17 protein-coding genes and 1 pseudogene are annotated in these 25,046 nt (G+C 66.0%); 4 read left to right on the forward strand and 14 right to left on the reverse strand.

What is annotated here, in order from left to right:
* Together DL991_RS07340 and DL991_RS07345 are read right to left on the reverse strand one after the other, a co-directional pair.
* Nucleotides 1-338 (reverse strand): annotated as a pseudogene (locus tag DL991_RS07340) (HNH endonuclease); the annotation flags it as partial.
* A 343-nt stretch (nucleotides 339-681) separates the two neighbouring features.
* Nucleotides 682-1,548, reverse strand: a complete 867-nt coding sequence (locus DL991_RS07345; RefSeq protein WP_199753855.1) for a DUF4394 domain-containing protein — start codon at nucleotides 1,546-1,548, stop codon at nucleotides 682-684.
* Nucleotides 1,549-1,697: 149 nt separating this feature from the next.
* On the opposite strand from DL991_RS07345, the gene DL991_RS07350 reads away from it, so the two are divergent.
* Nucleotides 1,698-2,126 (forward strand): hypothetical protein, encoded by a 429-nt coding sequence (locus DL991_RS07350; RefSeq protein ID WP_125782307.1) that lies wholly within the window; start codon nucleotides 1,698-1,700, stop codon nucleotides 2,124-2,126.
* A gap of 1 nt (nucleotide 2,127) precedes the next feature.
* On the opposite strand, the gene DL991_RS07355 is transcribed toward DL991_RS07350, so the two are convergent.
* The 5 genes from DL991_RS07355 to DL991_RS07375 all read right to left on the reverse strand — a co-directional run bounded on the left by DL991_RS07355 (nucleotide 2,128) and on the right by DL991_RS07375 (nucleotide 12,354).
* The gene (locus DL991_RS07355; RefSeq protein ID WP_233598701.1) at nucleotides 2,128-5,148 is read right to left on the reverse strand and encodes a tetratricopeptide repeat protein; all 3,021 of its coding nucleotides are present in this window, start codon (nucleotides 5,146-5,148) and stop codon (nucleotides 2,128-2,130) included.
* A gap of 88 nt (nucleotides 5,149-5,236) precedes the next feature.
* Entirely contained in the window at nucleotides 5,237-9,232 is a 3,996-nt protein-coding gene (locus DL991_RS07360; RefSeq protein ID WP_125782309.1) for a TIGR02680 family protein, read from the reverse strand.
* On the reverse strand, nucleotides 9,229-10,449 hold the full coding sequence (locus DL991_RS07365; protein ID WP_125782311.1) for a TIGR02678 family protein: 1,221 nt from the start codon (nucleotides 10,447-10,449) through the stop codon (nucleotides 9,229-9,231). Before DL991_RS07365 ends, DL991_RS07360 begins: the two co-directional genes overlap by 4 nt.
* Nucleotides 10,446-11,939, reverse strand: coding sequence for a TIGR02677 family protein (locus DL991_RS07370; RefSeq protein ID WP_125782313.1), 1,494 nt, complete (start codon nucleotides 11,937-11,939; stop codon nucleotides 10,446-10,448). The genes DL991_RS07365 and DL991_RS07370 overlap by 4 nt, the downstream gene beginning before the upstream one ends.
* 88 nt (nucleotides 11,940-12,027) lie before the next feature.
* Nucleotides 12,028-12,354 (reverse strand): hypothetical protein, encoded by a 327-nt coding sequence (locus tag DL991_RS07375; protein WP_125782315.1) that lies wholly within the window; start codon nucleotides 12,352-12,354, stop codon nucleotides 12,028-12,030.
* A gap of 108 nt (nucleotides 12,355-12,462) precedes the next feature.
* Here DL991_RS07375 and msrA point away from each other — a divergent pair, with 108 nt between their 5' ends.
* Complete coding sequence (msrA, locus tag DL991_RS07380; protein WP_125782317.1) at nucleotides 12,463-12,957, forward strand: peptide-methionine (S)-S-oxide reductase MsrA; 495 nt, start codon at nucleotides 12,463-12,465, stop codon at nucleotides 12,955-12,957.
* A gap of 161 nt (nucleotides 12,958-13,118) precedes the next feature.
* Here the strand turns inward: msrA and DL991_RS07385 are convergent, their stop codons facing one another.
* Together DL991_RS07385 and DL991_RS07390 are read right to left on the reverse strand one after the other, a co-directional pair.
* Nucleotides 13,119-14,174: a plasmid pRiA4b ORF-3 family protein gene (locus tag DL991_RS07385; protein ID WP_233598702.1), complete on the reverse strand. Its 1,056-nt coding sequence runs from the start codon at nucleotides 14,172-14,174 to the stop codon at nucleotides 13,119-13,121.
* A 189-nt stretch (nucleotides 14,175-14,363) separates the two neighbouring features.
* Nucleotides 14,364-14,942 (reverse strand): TetR/AcrR family transcriptional regulator, encoded by a 579-nt coding sequence (locus DL991_RS07390; protein ID WP_125782319.1) that lies wholly within the window; start codon nucleotides 14,940-14,942, stop codon nucleotides 14,364-14,366.
* A 78-nt stretch (nucleotides 14,943-15,020) separates the two neighbouring features.
* Between DL991_RS07390 and DL991_RS07395 the strand changes: the two genes are divergently transcribed.
* The gene (locus tag DL991_RS07395) at nucleotides 15,021-15,407 is read left to right on the forward strand and encodes a cupin (RefSeq protein ID WP_125782321.1); all 387 of its coding nucleotides are present in this window, start codon (nucleotides 15,021-15,023) and stop codon (nucleotides 15,405-15,407) included.
* A 12-nt stretch (nucleotides 15,408-15,419) separates the two neighbouring features.
* On the opposite strand, the gene DL991_RS07400 is transcribed toward DL991_RS07395, so the two are convergent.
* On the reverse strand, nucleotides 15,420-17,312 hold the full coding sequence (locus DL991_RS07400; RefSeq protein WP_199753856.1) for a DUF2075 domain-containing protein: 1,893 nt from the start codon (nucleotides 17,310-17,312) through the stop codon (nucleotides 15,420-15,422).
* 129 nt (nucleotides 17,313-17,441) lie between these two features.
* On the opposite strand from DL991_RS07400, the gene DL991_RS07405 reads away from it, so the two are divergent.
* Nucleotides 17,442-19,319 carry a DNA/RNA helicase domain-containing protein gene (locus tag DL991_RS07405; protein ID WP_233598703.1) on the forward strand — a complete coding sequence of 626 codons (1,878 nt, stop codon included), beginning with the start codon at nucleotides 17,442-17,444 and terminating at the stop codon, nucleotides 19,317-19,319.
* Nucleotides 19,320-19,508: 189 nt separating this feature from the next.
* Here DL991_RS07405 and DL991_RS07410 read toward each other — a convergent pair whose 3' ends face one another.
* From DL991_RS07410 to DL991_RS43945, 4 genes are all read right to left on the reverse strand, one after another.
* On the reverse strand, nucleotides 19,509-20,099 hold the full coding sequence (locus tag DL991_RS07410; RefSeq protein WP_125782323.1) for a hypothetical protein: 591 nt from the start codon (nucleotides 20,097-20,099) through the stop codon (nucleotides 19,509-19,511).
* 5 nt (nucleotides 20,100-20,104) lie between these two features.
* Nucleotides 20,105-21,778, reverse strand: a complete 1,674-nt coding sequence (locus tag DL991_RS07415) for a DEAD/DEAH box helicase family protein (protein WP_125782325.1) — start codon at nucleotides 21,776-21,778, stop codon at nucleotides 20,105-20,107.
* Between the two features lie 3 nt (nucleotides 21,779-21,781).
* Complete coding sequence (locus DL991_RS07420; RefSeq protein WP_158634391.1) at nucleotides 21,782-24,175, reverse strand: ATP-binding protein; 2,394 nt, start codon at nucleotides 24,173-24,175, stop codon at nucleotides 21,782-21,784.
* A 74-nt stretch (nucleotides 24,176-24,249) separates the two neighbouring features.
* Nucleotides 24,250-25,044, reverse strand: coding sequence for a very short patch repair endonuclease (locus DL991_RS43945; protein ID WP_125782329.1), 795 nt, complete (start codon nucleotides 25,042-25,044; stop codon nucleotides 24,250-24,252).
* Between the last annotated feature and the right edge of the window lie 2 nt (nucleotides 25,045-25,046).

Genomic DNA, 25,046 nt, shown 5'->3' on the forward strand with positions numbered 1-25,046 from the left:
GCGACCTTCATCGCGCCGAAACCACTCACTTTTCCCTCGTCCATCAGAGTCAACGTGCGCGGCAGCCGGGCGGTCAACGCTTCAGCGGCAGCGACCATCGCACCGGCATGATTGTCCACAAGAGACAGGGCGAAGGCGACTTCCTGCGTGACACCACGCGCGCCCTCACGATGCCGGTTCAGCCGGGCCAGCGCCCGGAACCGGACCGCCTCAAGCCGGGCGATCCCCACCGACGCCGCTCGCGCGACAGCGACGGAATCATTGTCGTCCAACAAACCTATCGAAGCGTTCACCGACTCCAAAGCGCTCCGATCGGCGAGTTTCCCGAGTAGCGCCACCGGCGCGGATCTGTGTATGTCCACCCCACGACCATACGACCGGCCACCGACAATCCGGATCATGAAACCACTCTGGGGCGTTGCCGATTTCCGGCAATGAAGCCCAGACCGCTGTCGTCACATCTCGGCGACAGCGGCCCAAAGCAAGCCCGCCGCACATCGCATCGCGGACGACCGACCGTTCCGAAGCACGCCCGATAGCCGCCTCCACCGCGCGACTCATCGGGTCCTCGTCGCATCGACGTCGGCATCGACGATTTCCGGCAACATGCCTTCGCGGTTGTTCGGTGTTCGGTCCTGACCGAACACCGAACACCGAACAACCGAACAGCCGGGTTTTCGCTCAGTTGGTGTCGAGCGCGACCGCGATGTCGCCCAGTGGCAGTGGGAAGTCACCCACCTTGGTCGCCGCTCCGTTCAGCAGGTTGACGGTGTAGAACGCCGAGCCGCCGCTCGCCGGGTTCAGCACGGCGAACCCGGTTACCGCCGTCGCCTTGCCGCCGTTCAGGTCGCTGTAGATGTCGAAGCCCGCGTTCGGGCCGGCGTCGACGCCGAGCGCGCCGGTCGGGGCCAGCAGCCCGTTGTTGGCGGGCGACTGGATGAGCACCTGGTCGCTGCCGGTGCCGATGTCGAACAGCGTGGTCGCGCTGTCGGGGTTGAGGTCGTTGTTGGTGTACGCGGCGGCCGTGACGCCCTTGGCCGGGGCCGTGAGCGGCGGGGTGGTCAGGGTCGAGTCTTCGGTGGTGCTGTGGGTGGCGAGGTTGTGGCGGAGGTTCTGGCCGTTGTCGCTGATGACGCGCAGCCGGTCGGCCGCCGGGTTGAAGTCGACGCCGAAGTACGTGCCGTACAACGGAACGCTCAGTTGCGAGACCTTCGTGACGACGACGTCGGGGGTCGCGGGCGGGGTCTGGATCGTGTAGATGCAGCCCTTGTTCCCCACCCCGTACATCACGCCGTTCTGGACGCGGAAGTCGATCCCGATCAGGTTCGTCTCCCCGCAGACGAGTCCGTTGACGAGCCGCACCCAGTCGAGCACGTCGGGTCTGTCGGTGGAGAACATCGCCATGAGCCTGCCGTCCGTGGAGATCGCGTACGTCTTCAGCCCGGCGACCTGTGCCGAACTCCCGCCGGCGGTCCCGACGACGAGCGCCGCCGCGACGGTCACCGTGGTGGCCGCCGCGACCATGGCCTTCTTGAGTCCTGTCTTCATCTCCTGCTCCCCTCAACGGAAACTGTGCGGCCACAAGCTAATCGGCGGCACTGGACACCGATTGGACGTCGATTGGACCCGGCGTACGGCGGATTGCGGACGGGCGGGGCCGGCGGAACAGTGGGAGGACAACGGAACGAGGGGGAACGATGACGATCAGGAATGCCGTGGCCGGTTCGGTGCTCCTCTGCGCGGGGCTCACGTTCGTCGCCGAAGGTGAGGCGAACGCGGCGCGCGACTGCGCTTCCGGCGTCAAGACCATCAAGCCCGTCGTCCTCGAAGACCCCGGGAGGTGGACCTACACCTACGGGCTTTCCTGGTGCGCGGACGGCGGGACGATCGGCTGGGCCGAGGCGTCGGTGACCCCTCGGGTGCTCGATACCGCTTGCCGGTGGGCCGGCCGGATCGAGGAAGCGGTGAACCCGGTGCCGGGCGGTCCGGGGTGGAGCGCGTTCGACATGAGCGAGTTCTCCTGCTTGGCCAGTGACGGCAAGGAACACGGCGTGAATCCGTGGGTCGTCGTCACGTTCGCCCCGGTCGGCGCGTACGACACTCGAAGCGGCATCGAAGCGACGTGACTCAGGCTCGGAGGATGGCGTCGACGACGAGCGCCGCCCGTCTTCGCAGCGCCTGGTAACCCGCCCGCTCGGCCAGCGCGAGTGCTTGCCGGGCCTTGCCGATGTCCCCGGTGGCGGTCGCGAGGCCGATGAGCGCGTCGACCTCGGGATACCGGTCGCCGGTTTCCCTCAGCAGGGCCAAAGCCTGCCGATAGCGGCGCGCGGCGTCCTGGTGCCGCCCCGCGCGGTGATGCACGCCGGCGAGCGCGACGAGGGCTTCGCCTTCGCCACGCGGTTCGCCGGTCTCCCGCGCCAGCCGCAGGCCGTCGCGCGCGTGGTCGAGGGCGTCGGTGAGCCTGCCGAGATCGCGGTACACGGACGCGAGCCTGCCGAGCGTTTCCGCTTCTCCCGCCCGGTTCCCGGCGTCGCGATGCAGGGTGAGCGCCTTCGCGAGCAGCCCTCCCGCCTCGGTGATGAAGCCGCGAGCGTGCTGCACCTGCCCGAGATTGCTCAGGTTGATCGCCACGCCGTAGCGTGAGCCGAGCCGCCGATACCGGCGCAGCGCCTGCGCGTAATGCTCGGCCGCACGCGGCAGATCGCCCATCTCCCACTGGACGAGCCCGAGATTGCCGAGCGCGACCGCCTCACCGGCAGGCCTGCCGCTGCTCCTGCTCAGTTCCAGGCCTCGCGAGAACCGCGCCGCGGCGGCGGGAAGCCGTCCGGACTGCCAATACACGCAGCCGAGATTGCCCAGCACCGCCGCCTGCGCCTCCACCCATTTCGCCCGCCGGGCCAGGGCGAGCGCGCCCGTGTAGCGCCGGACGGCCTGCCGGTACCGGCCCTGGCGGAAACTCAGGTCGGCCAGGCTGAACCTGGCGGACGCGCGAGCGTGGAGATCGCCGTCCTCGTCGGCGGCGGACAGCGCGGCTTCGGCGGCGGCCCGCCATTCCACCTGGCGCAACGACATCCAGAAATAGCCGCGCAGGGCGTCGGACAGCGACCAGGCCACCGCGGGTGGCCCGGACCTGGCGGCATCCTGGACGACGGCGACGATGGCGCCCAGTTCCGTCTCCAGCCAGGCCGCCGGTGTTTCCGTGACGGTGCCGGGGATCCGGCCGTCGGGTACGACCGGATGGCCGCGGAACATGTGCGGGTACACCAGCCGGGCCGCGCGGTCGACCGCACGCAGGTACCACTCGTGCAACCGCCGCCGGGCGGCTTCACGTTCGGCCCGGGTTTCCTCCGCCTCCAGGCGATCTGCGGCATAGCGGCGAAGCAGGTCATGGAAGTGATACCGATCCGGAGCATGCTGCTCGACCAGATGCGCCCCCGCGAGTGTGTCCAGCATCGGTCGTGCTTCACGCAGACCGGTGAGGACTTCGACCGGTTCGACGCCGATGTCGTTGCCCGGTATCAGGCTCAGCAACCGGAACAGACGCCGCGTTTCGGCGGGCAGGGCCGCATAAGAGAGGTCGAAGGCGGTCCGGACCGCGATCTGTTCGTCGCCCGGCACACTGAGCGCGGCGAGAAGATTGCCCTTGCGCAACTCGATGGCGTAGTCCTCCAGGCCGTAACCGGGGTTGTCGGCGAGATTGGCCGCCGCGATCCGCAGCGCCAGTGGCAGATACGCGCAGAGTCCGGCGACTTCGGCGGCCGCCTCGTGTTCGGCCCGGATTCGTTCCGTGCCGATGACCCGGCCCAGCAACTCCAGTGCCGCACCGGGATCGAGCATGTCCAGCGTGAGCCGCCGGGCGCCGTGCAGGGCGATCAGCCCGGTCATCCGGTCGCGGCCGGTCACCAGCACCAGACAGCCGGGGCCGGCAGGCAGCAGTGGCCGGACCTGATCGGCACCGGCGACGTTGTCCAGTACTACCAAGGCTTTCCGGTCGGTCATCAGCGTCCGGTACAGCGCCGACGCGGTTTCCGTGTCGGCGGGTACGCGTTCGGCGGGGATCTCCAGCGCGGACAGGAACCGGCTGAGTACTTCGAGCGCGGACGCGGGCGGGCCCGCCGAATGGCCGCGTAGATTCGCGTAGAACTGCCCGTCGGGGAACCGGTCGGAGACGCGGTGCGCCCAGTGCACGGCCAGCGCGGTCTTTCCGGCCCCCGCGCTCCCCGAGACGGCCGCGATCGCCACTGTGCCGCCGTGTCCGCCGGGACGCGGCAGCAGTTCGTCTAAAATGGACAGTTCGGTGGTCCGGCCGGTGAACCAGTGCGGTTCGGCGGGTAGCTGCCGGGGGATCCGCTTCGCCGGGCCGGCCTCGACGATCCCGATCGGCTCGCCGTCGTCGAGGAGGGCGGCGTGCGCGGCGAGCAGTTCGGGCCCGGGTTCGACGCCCAGTTCCTCGATGAGCCGTTCGCGAACCCGTTGGTACAGAAGGAAAGCCGTGGCCCGCTGCCCGGAACCATGATAGGCGCGGATCAGCCGCGCTTGCGCGGGTTCGTCCAGCGGCTGGTCCGCGGCGGCCTCGACGAGCTCCGTCAGCACCTCTTCCGCGGCGCCGAGGGCGAGCATCGCGTCGCCGTACCGGGCGAGCAGCGAACGGCGTTCCGCGACCAGTGACACGACCTTCGGATGCGTTGCCAGCAAAGGGATATCGGCCAGCGGTTTACCGTGCCACCAGCGCAGGGCCTCGCCGAACAAGGCGGCGGCGCGGCCCGTCTCGCCGTCACGCTGGGCGTCGGTGCCTTCGGCGACGAGACCCCGGACGTGCGGCAGGTCGATCTCGACGGCGTCCCAGCGCAAGGCGTAACCGCCGCCGACATGCGGCAGGACCTCGCTGCCGGACCGTGGCGGGCGGCCGGGTTCCAGCAGCCGCCGCAGATGTTTGACGTGGGTCTGGAGGACGTTCACCGCGCTGCGTGGCGGCCGTTCGCCCCAGAGCGCGTCCACCAGGTCCTGCTTGGCCATCGCCTCGCCGCCGGCGAGCGCCAGCAGTCCCAGCACGGCGCGGCGGCCCGGCGGGCCGAGGTCGACTTCCGTCCCGTCGAGCCATACGCGCAGCGACCCCAGCACCTGGATCCGTACGGCCGTCGGCGCCACCGGTGGGAACGTAATCGCACCTTCCGCCGTCGCACAAGGACGAACGCCGGAAAGGGCCCCGCTGCGCCCGGCTTTGGGTCCGCTCAGGCTAACGCGGTTCGGCGGGCAGGAGGTCGTGCCCGTTCCAGGTGAACCGCGCCGTGGTCACCGCGTCGTCGCCGTCACCGCCGGTGATGAGCTGGTGGATGCCGACGCCGCCGAGTTCGGCGTAGGTGCACCATTCGTGGTCCGACGTCAGCATCAGGTCGAGGTCGAGCGCGGACAGCAGGCCGAACACCTGCCCCCGGTTGGTGGTGTCGACACCGACGAACACCTCGTCGAGCAGGATCACCCTCGGCGCCTCGGGCGCGGCCTGGTAGTGCGCGGCGACGGCGGCGAACAGCGGCAGATGCAACGCGATCGCCTTCTCCCCACCGGAAAGCGCGCCGTGCAGCTTCTTGGTCAGCAGCTGCCAGCCCGCCCCGTTCGCGCGGTCGACCTTGACCACGAACCGGTGCCAGGACGTGTAGTCGAAGACCTGCGCGAGCTGCTGTTCCCAGCTGGTCGCCGTGTCGTCCGCCTTCGCCTGTTCGACGCGCTCGCGGAAGAACTTGTGCAGTGACACGCGGTCTTCGGCGGTCAGCTGGTCCGGATCCTTCAACAGCAGGTCCCGCGCGGTCTTGGTACCCGGCGGCAGATCGGGGGAGACCTGCCAGACCAGCCGGACGGCGACCCTCGACGCGGTCCGCACGCGTTCGAGGCGCGCGTTCATGCCGTCGACAAGGTCGTTGGCCTGCCGGATACGCGCCGCCAGATGACGGCGGGTGTCACCGGTCAGCGTCTTGTCGAACAGGTCGCTTTCGCGGTCGGTGATCTCGTGCCTGCTCTGTTCCGCTTCGGCGTAAAGGATCTTCAGCAGTTCTGCCGCGCCGACCCGCAGCCCGTCGACGACGGCGGTGAAGATCTGGACGTCCTCGTCGGTCTCCAGATCGAGTTCCGCCCGCGAGCTGAGCGTGTTCCGGCAGGTGTGCACGGCCTCGGACAGCCGGTGCAGCGCCTCGCCGAGGTTGCTCGGCGCATGCGGCACGGACGGCCACGCCGCGGCCACCAGCCGGGCCGTGTCGAGCGCCGACCGCACGCCGTCGGAGGCGGACAGGGTTGCCTGGAACTTCGGCAGGTCCTCGATCCCGCCGTCCGCGGGGAAGACGCCGGTGGCGAGCTTCCGGAACCGGAGCGCGGCGGCGTCCTGCTTCTTGGTGGCGTCCTCGCGGGCGGCCGCGTCGGTCGTGCGCCGGACCCCGAGCGCGCCGAGGCGGACCGCGAGTTCCTTGGCTTCGGCATTCGCGGCGCGGAGTTCGACGGCGAGTTCGCGCAGTTTCGTGCGCAGGCCGTCGATTTCGGCGAGCACCTCGCGCTGGCCGGTGCCGACGCTGCCCTCGATCGCGTCGAGCATCGCGGTGAGCTTGGTGCGTTCGGCCTCGGCTTCGGAAGCCTCGTCCTCACGCCGGGCGGCGTTCGCCTCCGACCGGTCCGCCTGCTCGGCGCACAGCTCCGCCCGCTGCTGCGCGGTGACCAGGTTTCCGTGCTCGTACAACCAGTTCTCGCCCTGGTCGGAGTAGGTGCGCAGGGCCGTGGCGAGCGCGGTCAGCGGCGCCCGTTCGGTCGGCAGCCCGCTCTCCGAAGCCTGCGCGGTCAGCTCGTGCAGGGAGGTCTTGGCCTCGATCTCCAGCGCGGAGACGGCTGTCTCCCCGTGCCGGACGGCCGCGTCGGCGGCGGTCAGCTCCGCCTCGGCCGCGGTCGATTCCCCGGTCGCGGCAAGGAGATCATCGTGGCCGGGGCGGGCGGCGCGTTCGATCTTGATCAGCTCGCGCCTGCCGCGCGACGCGGCCAGCTCGCCGTCCAGTTCGGCGATCGTCTTTTCACGGAGGGAAATCTCGTCCCGCAGCTCGGCGATCCGGCGCTCCCTGGCGCGCAGGCGGGCGGCGGCACCGATGTACGCCGGGGCTTCCTTCGTCCAGCTGCCCGACAGGCCGCCCATCCGCCAGGCGCCGTCCGCGCCGATCGCGGCGGGGCCGGCGGGAAGCACGTCGTCGAAGGCGATCACTTCGAGGATCCGGCGGATCTTCGCCGGGGAGAGTTCCGCGTCGGGCTCCGGCACGAGGACGTCGGCGAGCGAACGGCCGGAGGCCACCACCGGCAGCGTCCCGGTCTCCGCGAGGACGTCGTGTCCTTCGACGACACCGTGGGAGTTCACCCAGGCGTCCAGCAGCCCTGCGCCTTCGAGGGCCGCCTCGATCCCCGCGTGCGTGCTTTCCGGGACCGAGCCGGCGAAATCGACCAGCCGCCACAGCGGCGCGCCGCTCATCTCCGCCCGGTCCGCCGTGCGGGTGCGCGGCGCCTCGGGCACGAGGACGTCCTCCGTTTCGAGCACGCCGGCCTCGACGAGGAGCGCGTCGTGCTCGGCGCGCGCCGCGGCCAGCGCGGCACCGGTCGCCGCCTCCCGCCGGATGATGTCCTCCAGCACGGTCTCGGCGACCGCGCTGATCCTGCCCAGCAACGAGACTTCCGCCTCGGCGTCCCGGACGAGCGCCTCCACGTCGGGGAACCGCAGCTCACGGCAACCGATGGCCCATTCGGCGAGCCGGGTGCGCAGATCGCTCAGCGCGAGCTCCCGGGTCGCCGTCGTGAGGTCCACCCTTTCCCGCGCGGCCGAGAAATCCGACCTCGCCCGGTCGAGATCCGCTTCCGCCTGGTGACGGCGGCCGACGGCGCGATCGCGGGTGTCCAGCGCCCGGCCGACGCTCTCGACCTGGTCACGTTTGCCGCGGACGGCGGCCTGCAGCAACGGACGGAGCCGGGCGGGTTCCGATTCCTTCAGCCCGGAGACGAGTTCGTCGTGCACCCCGGCCAGATTCGCGCGGGTCGCGGCGGCACGGACCTCGGTCTCCATCGAGCGGACGAGGTCGGCCTGCCGTTTCGCGACCTGCTTCGCCGCCCGCGACCGCTCCTCGTCGGCGTCCGCCTCGGCGCGGAGCCGATCCGCGTCCGCGCGCAGCGTTTCCGCCTTTTCGCGCGTGGACAGCGTCCGCTGCCGCAGCTTGTCGAGTTCCTGGCCTTTTCGGTACGAGTCGGACTCGGTCAGCCCGGCGAGGCGGGCTTCGGTCTCTTCGACGTCCTTTTCGAGCTTCGCCGCCCGTGTCTCGGCGGCCTCCTTCTTCGCGGCGACCTCGTCGTACTCCTCGGCCGAACGACGGGCGGCCGCGGCGAGTTCGTCGAGTTCGGTGGTCGCGGCGATGAGGTTCGCGGCGCCCGCGCGCAGCACACGCTGGGCGTAGGTCTTCTGCCGCGCGGCCAGCGCGCGGGTCGCGTCGACCTCGGTCTCCAACGAGCCAAGCCGTTCGCGCTGCGCGTCGAGCCGCTCGAATCCCTCGGCGAGGTCCGCGATCTCCTGCTGCCCCAACGGCGGAAGCGCGCGGGAGAGCAGGTTGGACAGCAGGCTCGGGTCGAGCCGCTGCGAGAGTTTCGGCATCCGCAGCTGGAGCAGCGCGGTGATCAGCGCGTCGTACCGCTGTTCGCTCAAGGTGGGGAACAGCTTCGCGCGGATCTCCGCGCGGTATTCGGCCGCGCCGGCGTGCACCGTCCCGTGCTCGCCGAGGGCTTCCTCCAGCGCGTTCTTGGTCAGCGGCTGGCCTGCCTCGTTGACCAGCGGCAAGCCGTCGCCCACCCGCAGGCCGGTGGTGAAGAAGTCGGCGTGCACCGTGCTGGTGTGCGTACTCGCCTGAAGCCGCGCGCCGCAGGTGAACCACTTGTCCCCGGCCATACCGAATTCGAGCCACACGTATCCGACGCGCGTGGCGCCGGAAGCGCCTTCGCCCATCAGGTTCCAGTGCATGCTGCGTTCGCTGGTGCCGAATGTCGACAGCCGGTTGGCGCGCAGGCTCGCGTCGAACAGGAACGGAAGCAGCAGCTCCAGCGCCTTCGACTTCCCGCTCCCGTTGGGGCCGCGCAGCAGCAGCCGCCCGTCGTGGAACTCGAAGATCTCGTCGTAGTAGCGCCAGATGTTGAGGATGCCCGCACGGGACGGGATCCACCTCGTCACGGTCACGGCGCCTCCTCGTTTCGGTCGGTGTACCTCGCGGCGGCCGGGAGTGGCCGGACGAGTTCGCCTTCGGTGCGGATCAGGCCGAAGCCGGTCAGCACCGCGAGCGCGTCGACGGTCAGCCGTCGCACGCCGTCCTTGCCCCGGTACGTCTTGGCCCAGCGCGGGAACCGTTTCAGCAGTTTCGCGGTGGCGTTGCGCAGGTAGTCGGTCGTCCGCGGCTCGTCGAGCGCGTCGAGCAGCAGGAGCGCGGCGACCTTGGCGTTGCTGCCGTCGTCCGGGAAGCGCTCGTCGGTGGCCAGCCCGTCGACGTCGACGAGCAGCACGCCCTCCGCGCGTTCTTCGAGGACGAAACCGCCCTGCTCCGCGGCACGCCGCAGCAGCTGGCGCCCGGTCGGCGAACCGAGGTACGCGCGCTCCTCCGCGGTCAGTTCGGCGAAGTACAGCACCGGATCGTCCACGAGACGGCGGAAGACCGTATGGCGCAGCCACAGGTTCCGCTGGACGTCCGACGCGCTCGGCGTGTCCTCGTGGCGGCCCGACGAGAGGCCGTAGCGCTGCTCGTACGACACCGCCTCCAGCAGCTCCTCGAACCGCAGCGCGACGTCGTCGGTGAGCACAGCCAGCTGCGACGGCCCGACCGGCGCGGCGAGCATCCGCAGCAACAGGGTCGCGTCGACCCGGAACAGCACCTTCGCGGTGGTTTCGTCCACAAAGGACTCCGGGTCGCCGTCGGCGGTTTCGAGGACGCCGAAGGACTCCAGTAGTTTCAGGACGTCCACGAACGCGAGACGTTCCGCCCTGGTGGCGACGTCGAAGGTGGTCACGAGGTCATCGGCGGCGCTCGCTTTCGCGACCCGGCCGGCGAGCAGGCCGATCGTGGTCACCGGCACCGTGAGCAGTTCGGCCGCCACCACGCACAGCAGGACATAGCGACGGCGGTCGAACGCCGCGCGCCCGGAACGGACCCGTCGCGCCGGGCGGGTGGGATCGGCGGCCGCGCGGATCTTGACCAGCCGGGCGTAGCCGAGCCGCGGTTCGACGGTGAGCGTCCAGCCGCAGTAGTAGTCGAACCACTGCCGGATGGGTTCGCGGCGGCGCCGGATGAGGTCGAAGGTCTCGGGGGAGCCGCGCTCGCCGATCAGCGGGGTGGCCAGCAGCGCCCGGATCCCGCGCGCGACTTCTTCGCGCTCCGCGATCACCAGTTGGTTCGTGAGGCTCACGCACCGCCTCCGGCCGTACTGATCTCGATCTCGTAGTCGGGGCCGCGGAAGACACCGCTCGTGGTGGTCAGTCGTGCGACAGCGCCGTTTCGCGACGGCCTCAGGACGATCTCGATCTGTCCGTCGGACGTCGTGCTCCGCCGGGTGCCGTCCGTGCCGGGGCTGCTTCCCAGCGCCTGGCCCAGCAGGTCCAGCAGCCGCTCGAAAACGGTGTGGTCGAGCTTCTCGAACGCCGAAAGCCGCACGACCCCGCCGGTGTCGAGCATGCTCCACGCCGACTCGAGTTCGGCGCGTTCCGCGATCGCCTGCCGGACCCGTGCCGCCCGGATCTCGGTGACGTCGCGAACGCGCCCGGTCCGGGTGAACCGCTCGGTGCGGCCCGCCGACCGGAGCAGCTCCGACACTTCGACGGGCGGCGCGTCGAGCCACGACGCCGTCGTACTGACCACTTCCGGATCCGCGTGGGCGAGGTGCGCGTGCCGCGCGGAACTGAGCCCGAACATCGTGGACCACAGGCGATGCAGGTCCTCCTGCGCCGGGACGACGGTGAACCACCGCGCCAGCTCACGGAAATCGGCGACCGCGCTGCTCGCGCGCCGCCGGGATTCGGTGATCCGGTCCAGCACCTGGAGCAACGTGATGATCGCCCGCCGCGCGACCTTGTGGAGCTCCTCGACCCGCGGCGTCGCCCCGTCTTCGGGCAGGAACCACGCGCGAAGCCCGTCCCAGCGGGCTTTGCGGAGCTCCAGCCACCGCTGATCCGGGCTCGGCAGGGCGGCGCCGTTGAGCGCGCGCCGGTGCACCCGCTCCACGCCGTGGTCGTCGATCTCCTTGATGCGGGTGGCGATGGTGTGGGTGTGATGCTCGAGGTCGTTCAGGAACTCCTGCAGATACGCGACCGTCGATGCCTTGACCTCGTGGAACGTCGCGAGGTCGGCTTCGGCGTGCAACAGGCGCTGGAGGTCGCCGTTGAAGCGCTTCGTGTTGTCTCGGAACGCCTCGAGGTGGCTCTCGACTTCGGCGAGCGTGCTGAACACGCGCCTGTCGGTGCCGTCTTCGAGCTGCTTCGCGAGCTCACCGAGCCGCTCACCCAGCGCTTCGAGCGTCGCGGTCTGGAGGGCGCCGGTCGCGTTGAGCACCTCGTTCGCGCGGACCACACCCGCGTACGCCGCTTCACCCTGCCGAGTGAGCGAGTACTGGAGATTGCGGCGCTCGTACTCGGACGCCGTCCGGTAGTCGCCCGCGTGGTTCTGGACGACGTCGAGGTGGCCTTGGCTCCTCAGCTGATCCAGCGCCTTGACCAGGTCTTCGTCGTCGAGCGTCTCCAGCCAGCCGACTTCCCGCAGCCTCGTGCGGACGTCGTCGATGCCGAGCGCCGTCACGAGCCGCTCGTTCGCCTCACCGAAGGCGTGCAGGATCGCCAGGGGAAGCCCTGATCTGCTGCCGTCGGTGAAACGGAACAGCTCGGGCGGAACACGGAGCGGATCCATGCGTCCTCCGGCGGATGGTGCGTGGGGCTACACGTTAGGGGGTCACCCAGACGAGTCCGAACGGACCGTCTTTTTTCACGCAGAGTGCTCAGGTCGTGAACAGCTCAAGGCGCACGGTGGTCCCCTCGACGGTGACCTTCCGGACCACGCGGCGGCCGTCGACCATCCGGTCGTCGTTCATCACTCCGGGAGCGAAGTTCGAGGCCTCGAGCAGCTTGGGCACGTCCTCCGCCGGAAGGGTGAGGACGACCTGGTACCTCGAGTCGATGCCCCGGTCGTACTTCGTCTCCAGCACCTTCCCGCTCGCCGGCATCGAGATCCCGCCGAACCGGAAGGCGTCCTCGGGTTTCGGGGTATCCGGTGTCGCCGCGCAACCGGCCAGGAGGAGGGCGAGGACTGCCAGCAGGGTTTTCACCTAGCGTGAGACGCACGGCGGACGTAAGCGTTCCGTCACACCCGGACGGGGATGACAGGCGCGGTCCGGCACGTTGTACTGGATGTCAACGACCAGAGGAGATCAATCGTGACGGAAAAAGCTGTTCTCGCGGGCGGCTGCTTCTGGGGCATGCAGGACCTGTTCCGCCGGCACCCCGGGGTCGTCTCCACCAGGGTCGGCTACACCGGCGGCGACGTGCCGAACGCGACCTACCGCAACCACGGCTCGCACGCCGAAGGCATCGAGATCGTCTTCGACCCGGCGCAGCTCTCGTACCGCCAGATCCTGGAATTCTTCTTCCAGATCCACGACCCGACGACGCGCGACCGCCAGGGCAACGACATCGGCACCAGCTACCGGTCGGCGATCTACTACACCGACGACACGCAGAAGCAGGTCGCCGAACAGACGATCGCCGACGTCGACGCCTCCGGCAAATGGCCCGGCAAGGTCGTCACCGAGGTGACCCAGGCCGGTGACTTCTGGGAAGCCGAGCCCGAACACCAGGACTACCTGGAGCGCATCCCCAACGGCTACACCTGCCACTACGTGCGGCCGGAATGGCAACTGGGCGAGCGCTGATACCGGACCCGACCAGCCTTGAGCCGGCCTCAGGGCAGGTCGGGATCTTAAGGTGGCGGTAGGCGAACATGAGACGTGGCGTGTCCTGAAGGGTCCCTTTGAGACGTTGAAGGTCTCAAAGGGCCCCTTCAGGACGCCGGGTTTCTCCAAGCCGAGCATGCCTATGCCCTTGCGGCGAGACGCTGGTTGGCTTCGTCGAGGTCAAAGCGCGCGGCGTCGAACCGGCCAGGGTCATCGAGGCCGAGCCAGCCGAGTATGTCGCGGTGTCCCTCGTGGCCGGGCTCGCCGAGTATCTGGATCAACCTCGCGTAACCGCCGGTACCGCCGACGTCCTCCGGCGGGCACGCCGCTTGACCCGCGATACACCGCGTATAACGCTCATCGGACGTGGCGACCGTGGCTTCCTCGATCAGAATCTCGTGGTCCCAGCTGTCGCCGAAGTCGTAGTTGTACTCGAGGCGGTCACCTGGCTTCACCAAGTCATCGAGCCGCACTTCCCGTTCGTCGCGGTATTGCAGCTCAGGCTCGGCCTCGCCGTAGTAGGTCTGCCCGTCGAGGAAGTAGTGCAGGTGGTAGTTCTCCCAGCCCATCGCGGCCTGGATGACGACGTGCAGCCGGTCGAGCGGGATGGCCGCCGGAACCAATACCCGTCGCCACACCGGAAGGCCTTCGATCTCCAGCAAGGTGATCTTCACCTGGTAGATCGGATCGCCTGCTTCCGGCTCGCCCAAGATCCGCCGCATGCCGAACCGGCCGAGTTCGGTCAGCTCAGCCGATTCGCCCCGGAGGGTCACCGCTCCCAATCGCTGTAGGACCTCGAGCGTCTCCTTGGTGTCGCGGTGATTCGAGCGTCGCAACATCTCGAACTGCAGTTCGGTGAGATCGTCCAAGACCCAAGGCGCGCCGACGACATCCCACACGATCGCGCGCAAGCTCCCGATGCCGACGGCACCGTCGGTGTTGTACAACGCCGCCAACGCGGCGCGGCTGCCGTGCGCGAACTCCGGGCGCAGCAGTGACTCGCCGAATCCCGAGTGCAGGAACGCCTCGCCCAGCTTGTCGAACCCGGTGAACAGCGCGAGCCACAGCTTTTGTGGGTCCCCGAGGAGTGCCTGGTTCTTCTTCACCTGCACCAGTCGTTGGCCCGTCTTGCGGACCAGCCGCGCCACCTTGGCGCACTCCACGACGAGCAGCTCCTCGCTCGACCTGGTTTGCACACGCGGTCGCCGATGGCCTGGTCGAGCACGTCGCCAGCGCCCAGTAAGGGCACCAGTGCCCTGGCGTCAGCCATGGTAAGCCGCCCGGTCTGAGTGAGTTTGCGCCCCGCGCCCACCCATTCGGTGAACGCGCGCACCTGCTCGACCAGTTCGGACTTCACCGCGAGATCCATGCCACCCCTTCCAGGCTTAGTCATCCAGCCGGCACAGGTCGCTCAAACCCGCTTTGATCTGCTCCGGCGTCATGCCTCGCCGCTGATAGCCATACTGCGCAGCCGCCAGTGGCGCGAGCAGCGCGTCGGCCTTGAAATGCGCGTTCGCTTCCGGCTCGATCTCGCTGATCAGCGCGACCAGATGACTGTGGTGCAGCCGGTACGCGCCCGTGACGAACCGCGCCATCGGCGTCTCCGTCTCCGCGACCATGAGCAACTCGCCATGCGTCTCAAGCCTATCGACGTACGCTTCCAGGAACGCCCTGAGTCGTTCTTTTGGTGGCGCTCCGGGCCCGAGCGGTGGCGGCCCGCTGATGAACGCCTCCTGGAACTCGCGCTCGTTCTCGTCGAGCAACGCCTGCGCCAACGCGCCCTTGTCCGGGAACCGCCGATACACGGTTCCGATCCCGACGCCCGCCTCCGCCGCGACCTCGTCCAACGCGAGCCCGTCGATCCCTTTGGCCGCCACAAGCCTGGCCGCCGCCTGGACGATCTTCTGCCGGTTGCGAGCCGCGTCCGCCCGCTCTGGAGTCCCGGCTCCTGCGATGGGAAGCACTCGGTGAGCCTAACCGGTGGACAAGTGGAACTTTCTCCAGTTAACTAAGCGGAGAAACTTCCACTTAAGGAGACTCGGATGTCTGTCGAACACTTCACGAGCGACGACGCTTCGACCTGGTTCCAACGCCTCGACCAGCAGATCTTCCTCGCCGACGTCCTCGCGCAAGACAGCGGCGCGGCGATGTCCGTCGGCTTCGGCCGCTACGGGAAGGGCGAGAAGAACCCGTGGAAGATGACCTACGACGAGGCCCTCGTCATCACTTCCGGCACTTTCACCGTCGAAGGCCCCTCGGGGTCGGTGACGGCTCGGGCGGGTGAGGTGATCTACCTGCGGGCAGGGACCGAGCTCGTCTACGTGGCCGATGAGGACACGGAACTGGTCTATGTCACCTATCCGCATTGGCTGGCCGCCACGGAGTCGTCCGTCGAGGCGCATCGGCTCGACGACTTCCACGAGGCCTGAGGTTCGAAGGGGCTACCTGGTCATCTCTTCCAGGAATTCCTGGGTTTCAGGGTCTTCCGAGAAGATGGCCGTCCCCCGCATCCCGCGAGTGAGCAGGACCTTGTAGGTGTTCTTGACCAGCGCGCTGAAATGCAGCTCGTCCGCCTTCTTGACCTCGGAGTCCTTGGAGTTCGCGCGAACCGCGCACCACATGCCGTCGCGACGGACCAGATCCTTCCCGAAGATCACGCCCGACCAGTCGTATTCGAAGCCCTGGGCGGTGTAGATACAACCAACCTGACCGAATCCGCGGTCGTCCGTCGCCCAGTAACTCGATCCGGGCACGTCGGGCACCGCCTTCTCGCCCTTCGCGTTCCAGGGCCGTTTCCACTCGCCGAGCTGGACGTCGTCCACGAGACGGAGACCGTCTGGAGTCTTGACGGGATCGCTCCACGGCCAGCAGAAACCAGCCGCCAGCCGGCTGACCCCGCCATTCTGAGACCGCTGCCGCAGCACCCACGATTCGAGGGCCTCGGGTGACGCGGCGGTAGTCAAGGTGATGCCTTCGTCGAGAGGACCCGCGAGCTTGCTCCAAGGAATGGGTGGCTCGGCGGAACCGAGTCCCAGCAGCCTGGCAACCCAAGTGTCGTAGGAAACCGAGCCACCGCAGCGCAACTGGTCGTGCAGGCGGACGATCTCGACTTCACAGCCGAGAGCGCGGGCGGCCGTGGTGATCTCCTTGAGGGAGCCCATCTCACCCGGCCGCACGACCTGGTGCTCGTCGAGGAGGAACACGGGCACGGTCGCCACGTTGATGAGCTCGTTGACTTGGCGATCGGCGCGTTCGCGCTTCTCCTTCTTCGTGAACCTGTCGACGCCTTTCTCCCGGATGCGATGTGCTTCGTCGCAGATCAGGACGTCCAGCTCGCGAGGCTGACAGCCCACGTAGGCGTTGAAGTACTTGAACAATCCCTGGACCCGGGCGTTGCCGCGACCCGCGTACTTGCGCATGGTCGAGGTGAACGACTTCGAACCGGTCGCGTGGTGAACAGCTCGGCCTCGGCGGGCCAGTTCACCGAGAAGACTCAACGCGATGACGCTCTTGCCCGATCCCGGTCCGCCCTCGACGATGACGACCGTGCGTGTCTGCGCCGCCCGAGACCGCTCGACAGCCTGCAGTACGAGTTCGTACGCGACCTTCTGCTCGTCCAGGAGAACGAACTGCTCGCGGTCCTTGATCTCGGCCGCGGCCAGATCGAGCAACGGCTTGGTGGGACGGTGGGCGAAACCGCTCAGTTCGTCCCCGACCGCGATATTGGACTGTCTGGTGGCCGCGGAGTCGAGCACGGAGTCGAGGTGCTCGCTCATCGCCGCCTTGTCGTCCATGGTGAACAGCCGGCAGGTCGGGCGAGGGTTGTCCTGGAGGAGACCGGACACGTCCGTCCGACGTGCGTTGTGCAGGTACGCCACCGCGTGCACGGCCTGCGGCCGTTCCGCCAGCGCGGGAGTGTGGTCCACGAAGTACTGGCGATATCCGTGCACCTGTTCGGCGGGGTGGAGGTGTTTCCCCGGGAGGCCGGGAATGTTGATCACCTCGGACAGGTAGGACTCGGCCTTGGACCACTGCTTGAGCTCGAGGAAGACGAACGAACTCTGCCCGTCGCGAGGGTGAACGCCGCACAGCACGACGTCGATCCGTTGCTTGCTGTGCGGCAACTGATGTTCGAGGAGGACTTCGACGTCGCCGAGACCCGCGTCCACGAGATCCGTCAACACGATGGGCAGGCTCCTTTGCCAGGAGGCCACCTCGCTGGTTCCGACCCGGCCGCCGAGAACGAATCCGGCTTGTTCCTTCAACCGGCTGTGCAGGTGTCCCGCACGGGCTTCGATCAAGAGATCGGCCGCGCTGCCGCGCGCAAGAGCCACTCGTCCCTCCCCTGGGCGTGGGTCGCCAGAATGCTCCCCAGCCGTCGATCATAACCCGCTAGAGTGATCCTTGCCTTCACGCAAGAGCGCGGAAGGGCAAGAGACGGGAACGGCCCTGGGGAGGGTGGCTTGCCGGTCAGCAAGACCGCGTATGACCTGCGCGAAGAACTTCAGCACGAACGTATTCTCATCGAGTTGGCCAAGCATGTGGGCGTCACCTACACGGCGTCCGAGGAACGTGGTGAAATCGGTTCCTGGAAGCGCAGTCTTCCGGTACTCGCCAACACGTTGTGCTCCGCCGGGCTCGGACACGTGCAGGTGTTGCTCGAGTACCGGCTTCCTTATAGCCCGAAGCGGGTCGATGCCATCCTCTGCGGCGTTCATCCGGAGACCGGAAAGCCGTCCTATGTACTTGTCGAGCTGAAACAGTGGGAAAAGGCGAAGGCCGCCGGGGCTGGTCTGGTGCTGACTCCCTACGGCAGAAAGCAACCTGACCTGCATCCGGCGGAACAGGTCAGGCGGTACTGTCGACAGCTGCTCGACTTCATCCCCGCGTTCGCCCGGATTCCAGGGCAAGTCAAGGGAATCGCGTACATGCACAACGCCGTGCGCGGAGCCGACTGGACGCTGGACGAGTTCGAGTTCGACGACTTCGGCCAGCTCTACACGTCGGATCTCCAGGCGGACCTGGTCGCCGATCTGTGGTCCTTGCTCGACACGGACCCGGTCACCGCCGGCGCGGCGGTGGCCGCCGCACACGAATTGATTTCGGCTCCGCCGGCACCCGCTCGGAACCTGTTGAAGACCGCTGCGGACGCTTTTGGTGACAGGGACGATTTCGTCCTTCTCGACGAACAGCAAGTCGCCTACAAAACCGTGCTCGACGCAGTGGCCGAGGCCGATTCGGGTGGCGGGAAAAAGAAGGTCGTCGTCGTCAACGGCGGACCGGGTTCCGGCAAGAGCGCAATCGCGGTGACGCTCCTCGCCGCCCTCGCGAGACAGAAGCGAAAAGCGCTACACGCGACCGGCTCGAAGGCCTTCACCGAAACCTTGCGGCAGAAGGTGTCCGGTGGCGACGCCCGGTCCGGCGAGATCTTCAAGTACTTCAACGAGTTCCGCAGAGCCCCGGCTGACGCTCTCGACGTTCTGATCTGCGACGAGGCGCACCGCGTCCGGGGTATGCCTTCACATCTGCACGGCAGGGTGCGGAGCCAGATCGACGAGTTGATCGACGTCGCCAAAGTACCGCTCTTTCTCTTGGACGAGCATCAGGTCGTGCGTCCGACGGAGATCGGCACCAAGACCGATATCGTCTCCATCGCCGAAATGAAAGGCTGTGAGGTCATCGAGATCAGTCTCGACGGCCAGTACCGATGCGGTGGCTCGGCGAAGTTCGACGAGTGGGTGGTCCGCCTTCTGGGACTCGGTTCGGAACCGCCAGTGGCCTGGTCCGAACTCGTGGACGGCACCGAGGACGAATACGTGGTGGACTGCGCCGGGTCTCCACATGAGCTGGAAAGCTGGCTTCTCCGGCAGGCCAACCACTTCTCGGGAACGGCGCGGATGGCGGCCGGGTTCTGCTGGGAGTGGCACGACCCGGCCAAAGTCGGGGGAAGCTTGAAGTTGCTCGAGGACGTGGAGGTCGGCGGCTGGCGCCGTCCGTGGAACGCCAAGCAGGGTTTCGACGTACCAGGCGTTCCATCGGCTTCGCTGTGGGCGTCGGAGCCGGAAGGCTTCGGACAGGTCGGTTGTATCTATACCGCGCAGGGCTTCGAATACGACTGGGCGGGCGCGATCTTCGGTGACGACCTCGTGATCCGAGACGGCGAATGGCTCGCCAGGCGCGACTTCTCCTTCGACAAATCCGTGAAGGCCGCCGATCCCGCGGACTTCGACCGGTTGGTCCGCAACACCTACAAGGTGCTCATGACGCGTGGCATGCAAGGACTGTGCGTCTTTTCCACGGACGCCGAGACCAACGCCTTCTTCCGGAAGTACGCACGGTAGCCGAATCGATATCGCTAGATACGGCGGCTAGCTGTAAATGACTCTGTGAGAGCGGACGTGTTCGTACCATGTTCGGTTTCATATCGAGTTTAGTTAGTGTCCGATCGTCTGGCAGTGCTGTGGGCAACTCGACGGTTGAAGCTCGCTGAAACCCTACTTCCGCGCGGAGTCGGCGCGGAAGAGGGTGACTCAGGCACGTGCAAGCCGCAGGGTGGTATGTCGAAGCTCGATGCCCGCCACCTTGGCAAGAAGCTTATGTCGCTCCATCTCACCTTCGCTGATTCGAGTTCCTTGCGGTGAGGCAACAACTATTACCGGATCGGCGTCGCCATCAACTCGGGCATTAATGCCGGCCCACACTAGATCGGCTAGCTTCGTCGCTGGCCCCCAGATCATCAAAATATCATGGCCTGGCCCCTCGACCAGGCAGCGGTTAGGTTTGACTACTAACGTTTCAGGATTTGCCTGCCAGTCAGATCCAATAGCTTGCCGTGCGATTTCCTCCATCCCGGGATAGCGGCTCATTGCAAACTGTGCATATGAGCCGATGCCGTGGCGTGCTCGAGGGAGTTCTTTAATTGGACCGTCCTTGATCCACACGCGAACGCGGTCACGTTCGATGTAGCGCATCAGTTTGCCGCCGATCATTGGGTCATCGATCCAGCGAACATAATAATCTGAGCGTTCGCGCGCTGACATGCCGTCCCAATCGAGTTCGTCGACTTGGCGGTATATTTCGGCGATAACTTCTCGGCGGACGTCCTCATCGATGTTGCTCATATAGCTCACCCTCCAAAGGCGGCTGGGTCGGGGAACTGGAGTCGGCTGTCTTCCAGAGAAGTCTCCAGGCTGGCAGCGTCTTTGATCCATTCGCGCATCAAACTCTCGGCGCGCTGGTCAGCGAACTCGAACGTGGTACCGCGTTCTGCAAGGCGTAAGGTTTCGACTTCGTCTTCGGCGATCTGCTGCCGGATATTCAGGATAGCAGCAACGCGGCGAATGTCGCTGACAAAATCTAGGACCTCCACGTGTGACTTCCCGTCGCGCAGACGTAGGCCGCGGCCGAGCTGCTGGACGAAAATCCTGCGGCTGTGCGTAACGCGAGCAAAGCAGAGAATGTTCACGTCCGGGACATCTACGCCCTCGTTGAGGATATCGACAGCGGTCAAAATAGGTGTCTTCCCACTGCGAAAGGCCATCAGTCGGGATTGCCGCTCTCGTTTGCCTAACCCTGCGTGTACGGCTAACGCACCTCGCCACTGTGGTACTTCGGAGAGGAGTGCGGCGAGTCGTTCAGAATGCTCGATAGTGCGGCAGAAGACCACCGCGCGAGGTCGTTGGGTGCGCGCCCATACTTTCTTTAGTTGCTCGCGTACAGCTTCGTCTCGCTCAGGCAAAAATAGTCGCGCGTTAAGATCCTTGATTGAGTAGGCGTGATCGCTCGCGCTGCGAACAAAGTCCCAATCGATGTTATCCGAGTAAAGTAGGTAGCGAACCTCGGAAAGATAACCCAGGCGCATGCCGTCCTCGATGCCGAGCGTATAGCTTGGTTCTCCAAAACGTTTGCGGATATCGAAGCGGTCACCGCGCCACGGAGTGGCGGTGACTCCGAGCTGGCGACTGGCCTTAAGAGTGTCGAGCAGTTCAGCCAGTTGGCCATCCTCGGCAACGTGATGCGCCTCGTCGACCACCACGAGGGCTGGACTATAGCCAGCTCGAGTGTAGGAGATCGCGCTAGCGACTGTCGCACATGTGACGCCCCGCAGGTCATCTGGTCGGTTTTCCCCGGTCAACAGCTGGGTGCGTACGGTCTTGGGCAGATGGTGCCACAGGGCTCGTTCAAGCTGCTCCACCAAGTCCTTCGTCGGAGCCACCACAAGTACCTTGTCCTGTGGTTTTTCTCGCAAGTGGTGATCGATAACCTCGCCGCTGATCACAGTCTTTCCGAGGCCCGTGGCCAAGACAAGCAGCGCACGGTCGGCGCTTTTCAAGTCGCTGAGAACCTCCAGCAGGGCCTGACTTTGGTAAGGGCGTAGCGCACGGGTGGGGAGTCGATCGGTCGTGAAGCAACTATCGGCATAGAGATCGGTTAATTCCTGAGCTGACCACAGTTCCACGCGCATTCCGACTGCGGCGAGACTGTCGCGGCGTTTGTAAGCGACCGGCCCGAATCGGCTATTGGTGACTACGACAGCGTGGTCAGCGTCGTAGTGGGCTTTCGCTTCGAGTACTTCGTCGATCGCGGCCGGTGATACTGCCGCCCCCGCTTTCCATTTAGCCTGGAACACCCAAAGGCGGCCTTCGCGAGTGGCAAGGATGTCACCTCCTTGGTCGTTCGCACCATCGATATTAACGACATCGATGAAGCCTAGATGCAGAAGGAGACGCTCCATTTGGCGGGTGAAGCCGAATGGCCCCACCGCGCGGAGGAATCCTGGGGCCGTGAACGAAGTGATCAACTCTTACACCGACCAGGCGATGTGTTGGTCTAGCATGTCAAAGGTGATACGTGCCAGGGACAACTCCAGTCGTGTCTTCGTTCCGGGATCGGCCAGGAACTCTCCTACGACCTCAAGTGGCCGTAAGATCTGAGTGACTTGCCGATCCTTGACTGCGGTGTCTGACCATCCGCTCCACGATGTTTTGAAGACCTTCCCGTCCAGAAATTCCGCTGGCCGCGCTTCGATGACCGCCGCGATTCCGACAGCGTCAAGATGGGAGACGAAGCCTCCTTCCTTGATTACCGCTGGCCAATCAAGGGAGGGGTCCGCTCGCCCGGCGTCGCGCTCAGCACAGAGTTTGACCTCTTCGGGAAGTAAGATCCACAGTTCGTCAGTGATCGATTTAACGATCGGCGCCATAAGCTCACGCACTCGGCTTAGCAGGACATCTGCGCGGTCGCGCAAAGCTGATTCAGTTACCCGCTGTTCAGGGAACTGCCGCGTGACCTCGGCCAGAGCGGCAGTGATCTTCTGGATCCCTGGATCGAAAGCATTGAGCGTCTGGGCGATCTCCAATAGAGCGTAGTCGCGTGGATCGCGACCGTACTCCCGGAAGACCGGATGCTCGCCATTGACAAAAACCTCTAGGTTTATGCCTTTACCCATACGAGTCAGAGACGGGACCTCGCGTTCCGCATCGTCCTGAAGGGGAACCCGTGTGTCGAATACTGTCACAACCCTGCGGCCGAGACGGGGGAGTGTTACTTCTCCGGTCAAGTCGAAGATGCGGCGGGCAGAAGCCCGGTATCGCGCGAAGCGTTGGTCCTCGGTCTCGACTGGCGACGGGGGAGGAGGAGTTTCGGGCGGCGCGAGGCCAGTCTGACTGTCCCCACTCGAGTCTCCAGACGGAGCCAACCCCGTGCGCCCGCCTAGTGAGGGATCGTGAGGCTTACCGCCTCTCGTAGTAGTCGTGGGTGTTCCGGCGTTATCTCTGCTCTCATCGTGAGCTAGGACTGCCTGGTACCAGATTTCGTCAGACAGAAACTCCGGATGGCGTCCGGAGTGGAACTTGGCACCCCATTCGCGAGCAGTTTCGTGGATAGCCGTACTTCCGTTGCCTGGAATAAGGCATGCGGCGCCAGGGCGGTTCTCCTGGTAACCTTTGAATATTTCCCCAAGTGGAGAGGAGTTCGGCGGATATGACAGGGCAGCAGCTTTTTTGGGGCGCATTGGCCCCTCGCCTCGTAGCGCTATGACTGCCTGACGCCAGTCGCGAGTCTCTCGATTGAAGTCCGTCTTTTGGTATCCCACAGGGACGTGATCGAGATGAATTTCGCCCACTATGCGGCCATGGGTGGCGGGGATGTCCACAGGGTACTCGGGAGTCTGTGTGCCATCATCGGGGTTTTCCCAGGAAAAGAGAGAGCGATCTCCGATCCGGATTTTTCGGCCATTTCGAAGAAAATCGATCCCATAGTCGGTCTCGTCGAGGTAGCGTTGGACACCAATCCAGCCATGGATGCGCCGCTCGCTCATCTGCATGTCTTCGCTGTCGCACTGTGCACATCGATCCAAGTTAAGATCGGGGTTTTGCCAATGGCCACATTTCATACAGGCCAATGCGGGCGCCAGTCGAAGGTTTACAGTCCTGACAGCTGGGATCTCTCGTCCCTGTTTTGTGACCGTCCGCGAGGCGGACCATACACAGGGAAGCCTCGGCAGGATCGATTTACCGTTCACCTTTAGGCGAAAGCCACGCCCGGCCATTGGCCCGTCAGGGATCCCCGGTACAGGGTTCTCTCCGCGGAGCAGGTATGAATAGACGCGGCCGAGGTCTGTTCGGATCTGGGTGTGCCGGTTAGTTTTTTTCAGATCGTCGGCGATCTCCGTGCGAAGACGCCGTACAATTACTTCGGTGCCGTGTTCGGTCGGATCCTGCTTGGGCTCGCGGCGAAGCGGTGTCATGAAGGTGTCGTTTTGCTGCAGGCGACGTAGGTCGATCTCGACAACAAGCCAGTCGGGGTCACCCGCCCGCGTAGTCCTCACCTCGGTTCGATTGCCCAACCGGGCGGTGGCGATGTTGAAGCCCATGCCGAACAACCCAAGACTGCCGTAGCGGCCCTTGCCGCTGTACCCAGCTTTCAGCGCGCTTTGCAGCATCTTCAGGCTCATACCGCGACCATTGTCCAGCAAGCTTACGATTGGGTCATCATCGGCAGGCTTGGGCAGTGTGATCCACACCTCCTGCTGGTCGCTGGGGTCTGGGTCCGCGAGGAAGTCATCGAATGAGTTGTCGATCAGTTCCGCAAGGCATTGCCAGGGCTTGAACGGGATGTCACCCAAAGCCTCCAACAGCTGCGGAGAAGGCGTGAGGTCAATCTCCTCGAACAAGGGCTCCTCGGCATCGATCGACAAGACGCTGCTCCCGTCTGAGATGGTAGTTCTTGCTTCAATCCGATCATGTCAGGTGTACACCACGGCACCGACAATTAGCGCGACGCGGCCGTCCGCCGTAGCTGGCTAGCGCGAAGCTCGGTGAGCCGCCGTTCGACGCACTCGGCCGCCACTTCAAGATTCTCGTGTTCCCAGACTCGGATCACGTGCCAGCCGGCCTCGCGCAGTAGCTCATTGGTCTCGCTGTCTCTGGCGCGATTGCCATCGATCTTCTCGCGCCAGAACTCTCCCCGCTTGATCGCAGGACGGTAGTGGTCCGGACACCCATGCCAGAAGCAACCGTCCACGAAGACCGCTAGCCGATCACCTGGGAACACCACATCAGCTTTGCGTCGGATGCCAGTAAGCGGTCTCATGTCAACCCTGTAGCGGAGTCCGCGCTGGTAGAGCAGCTTGCGCAATGCCAGTTCGGGCCTGGTGTCCTTACCTCGATTAGCCCGCATGGATGCGCGGACTGCCGACGAGGAGGCAGTGGACTCAGGAGGCAGTGGGTTCTCGGTCAGAAGCCCCATTTCCCAGGCGTGCTCCCACGCCGCTGCCAAGTTTTTGGCTCGGGACTCATGTCCGACCTCGCAGACATATCGCTCCTGAGTCTTGCCATCGCACGACCAGCGTAGGTAGGCCCTGATTCGCCGCGTTCTCCGGTACAGTCGCAAACTGATTGAAGCTCGTGCGAAGTGGCCGTCTCCCAAGGCGACACTCCGTCGGCTATGGCCTCTCGCCGCCCGGTCTTGTTCGATCGTTGGCGCCACGCCACCCACGCGCCGCTTGTAGGCCCGAGTCGGGGGCAGCCGCGCCTTCCAATGGCTCTGCTTCTCCGCTCGCGGCATCT

It is taken from the genome of Amycolatopsis sp. WAC 01375 (assembly GCF_003947325.1).
In the GTDB taxonomy this organism is placed as follows: domain Bacteria; phylum Actinomycetota; class Actinomycetes; order Mycobacteriales; family Pseudonocardiaceae; genus Amycolatopsis.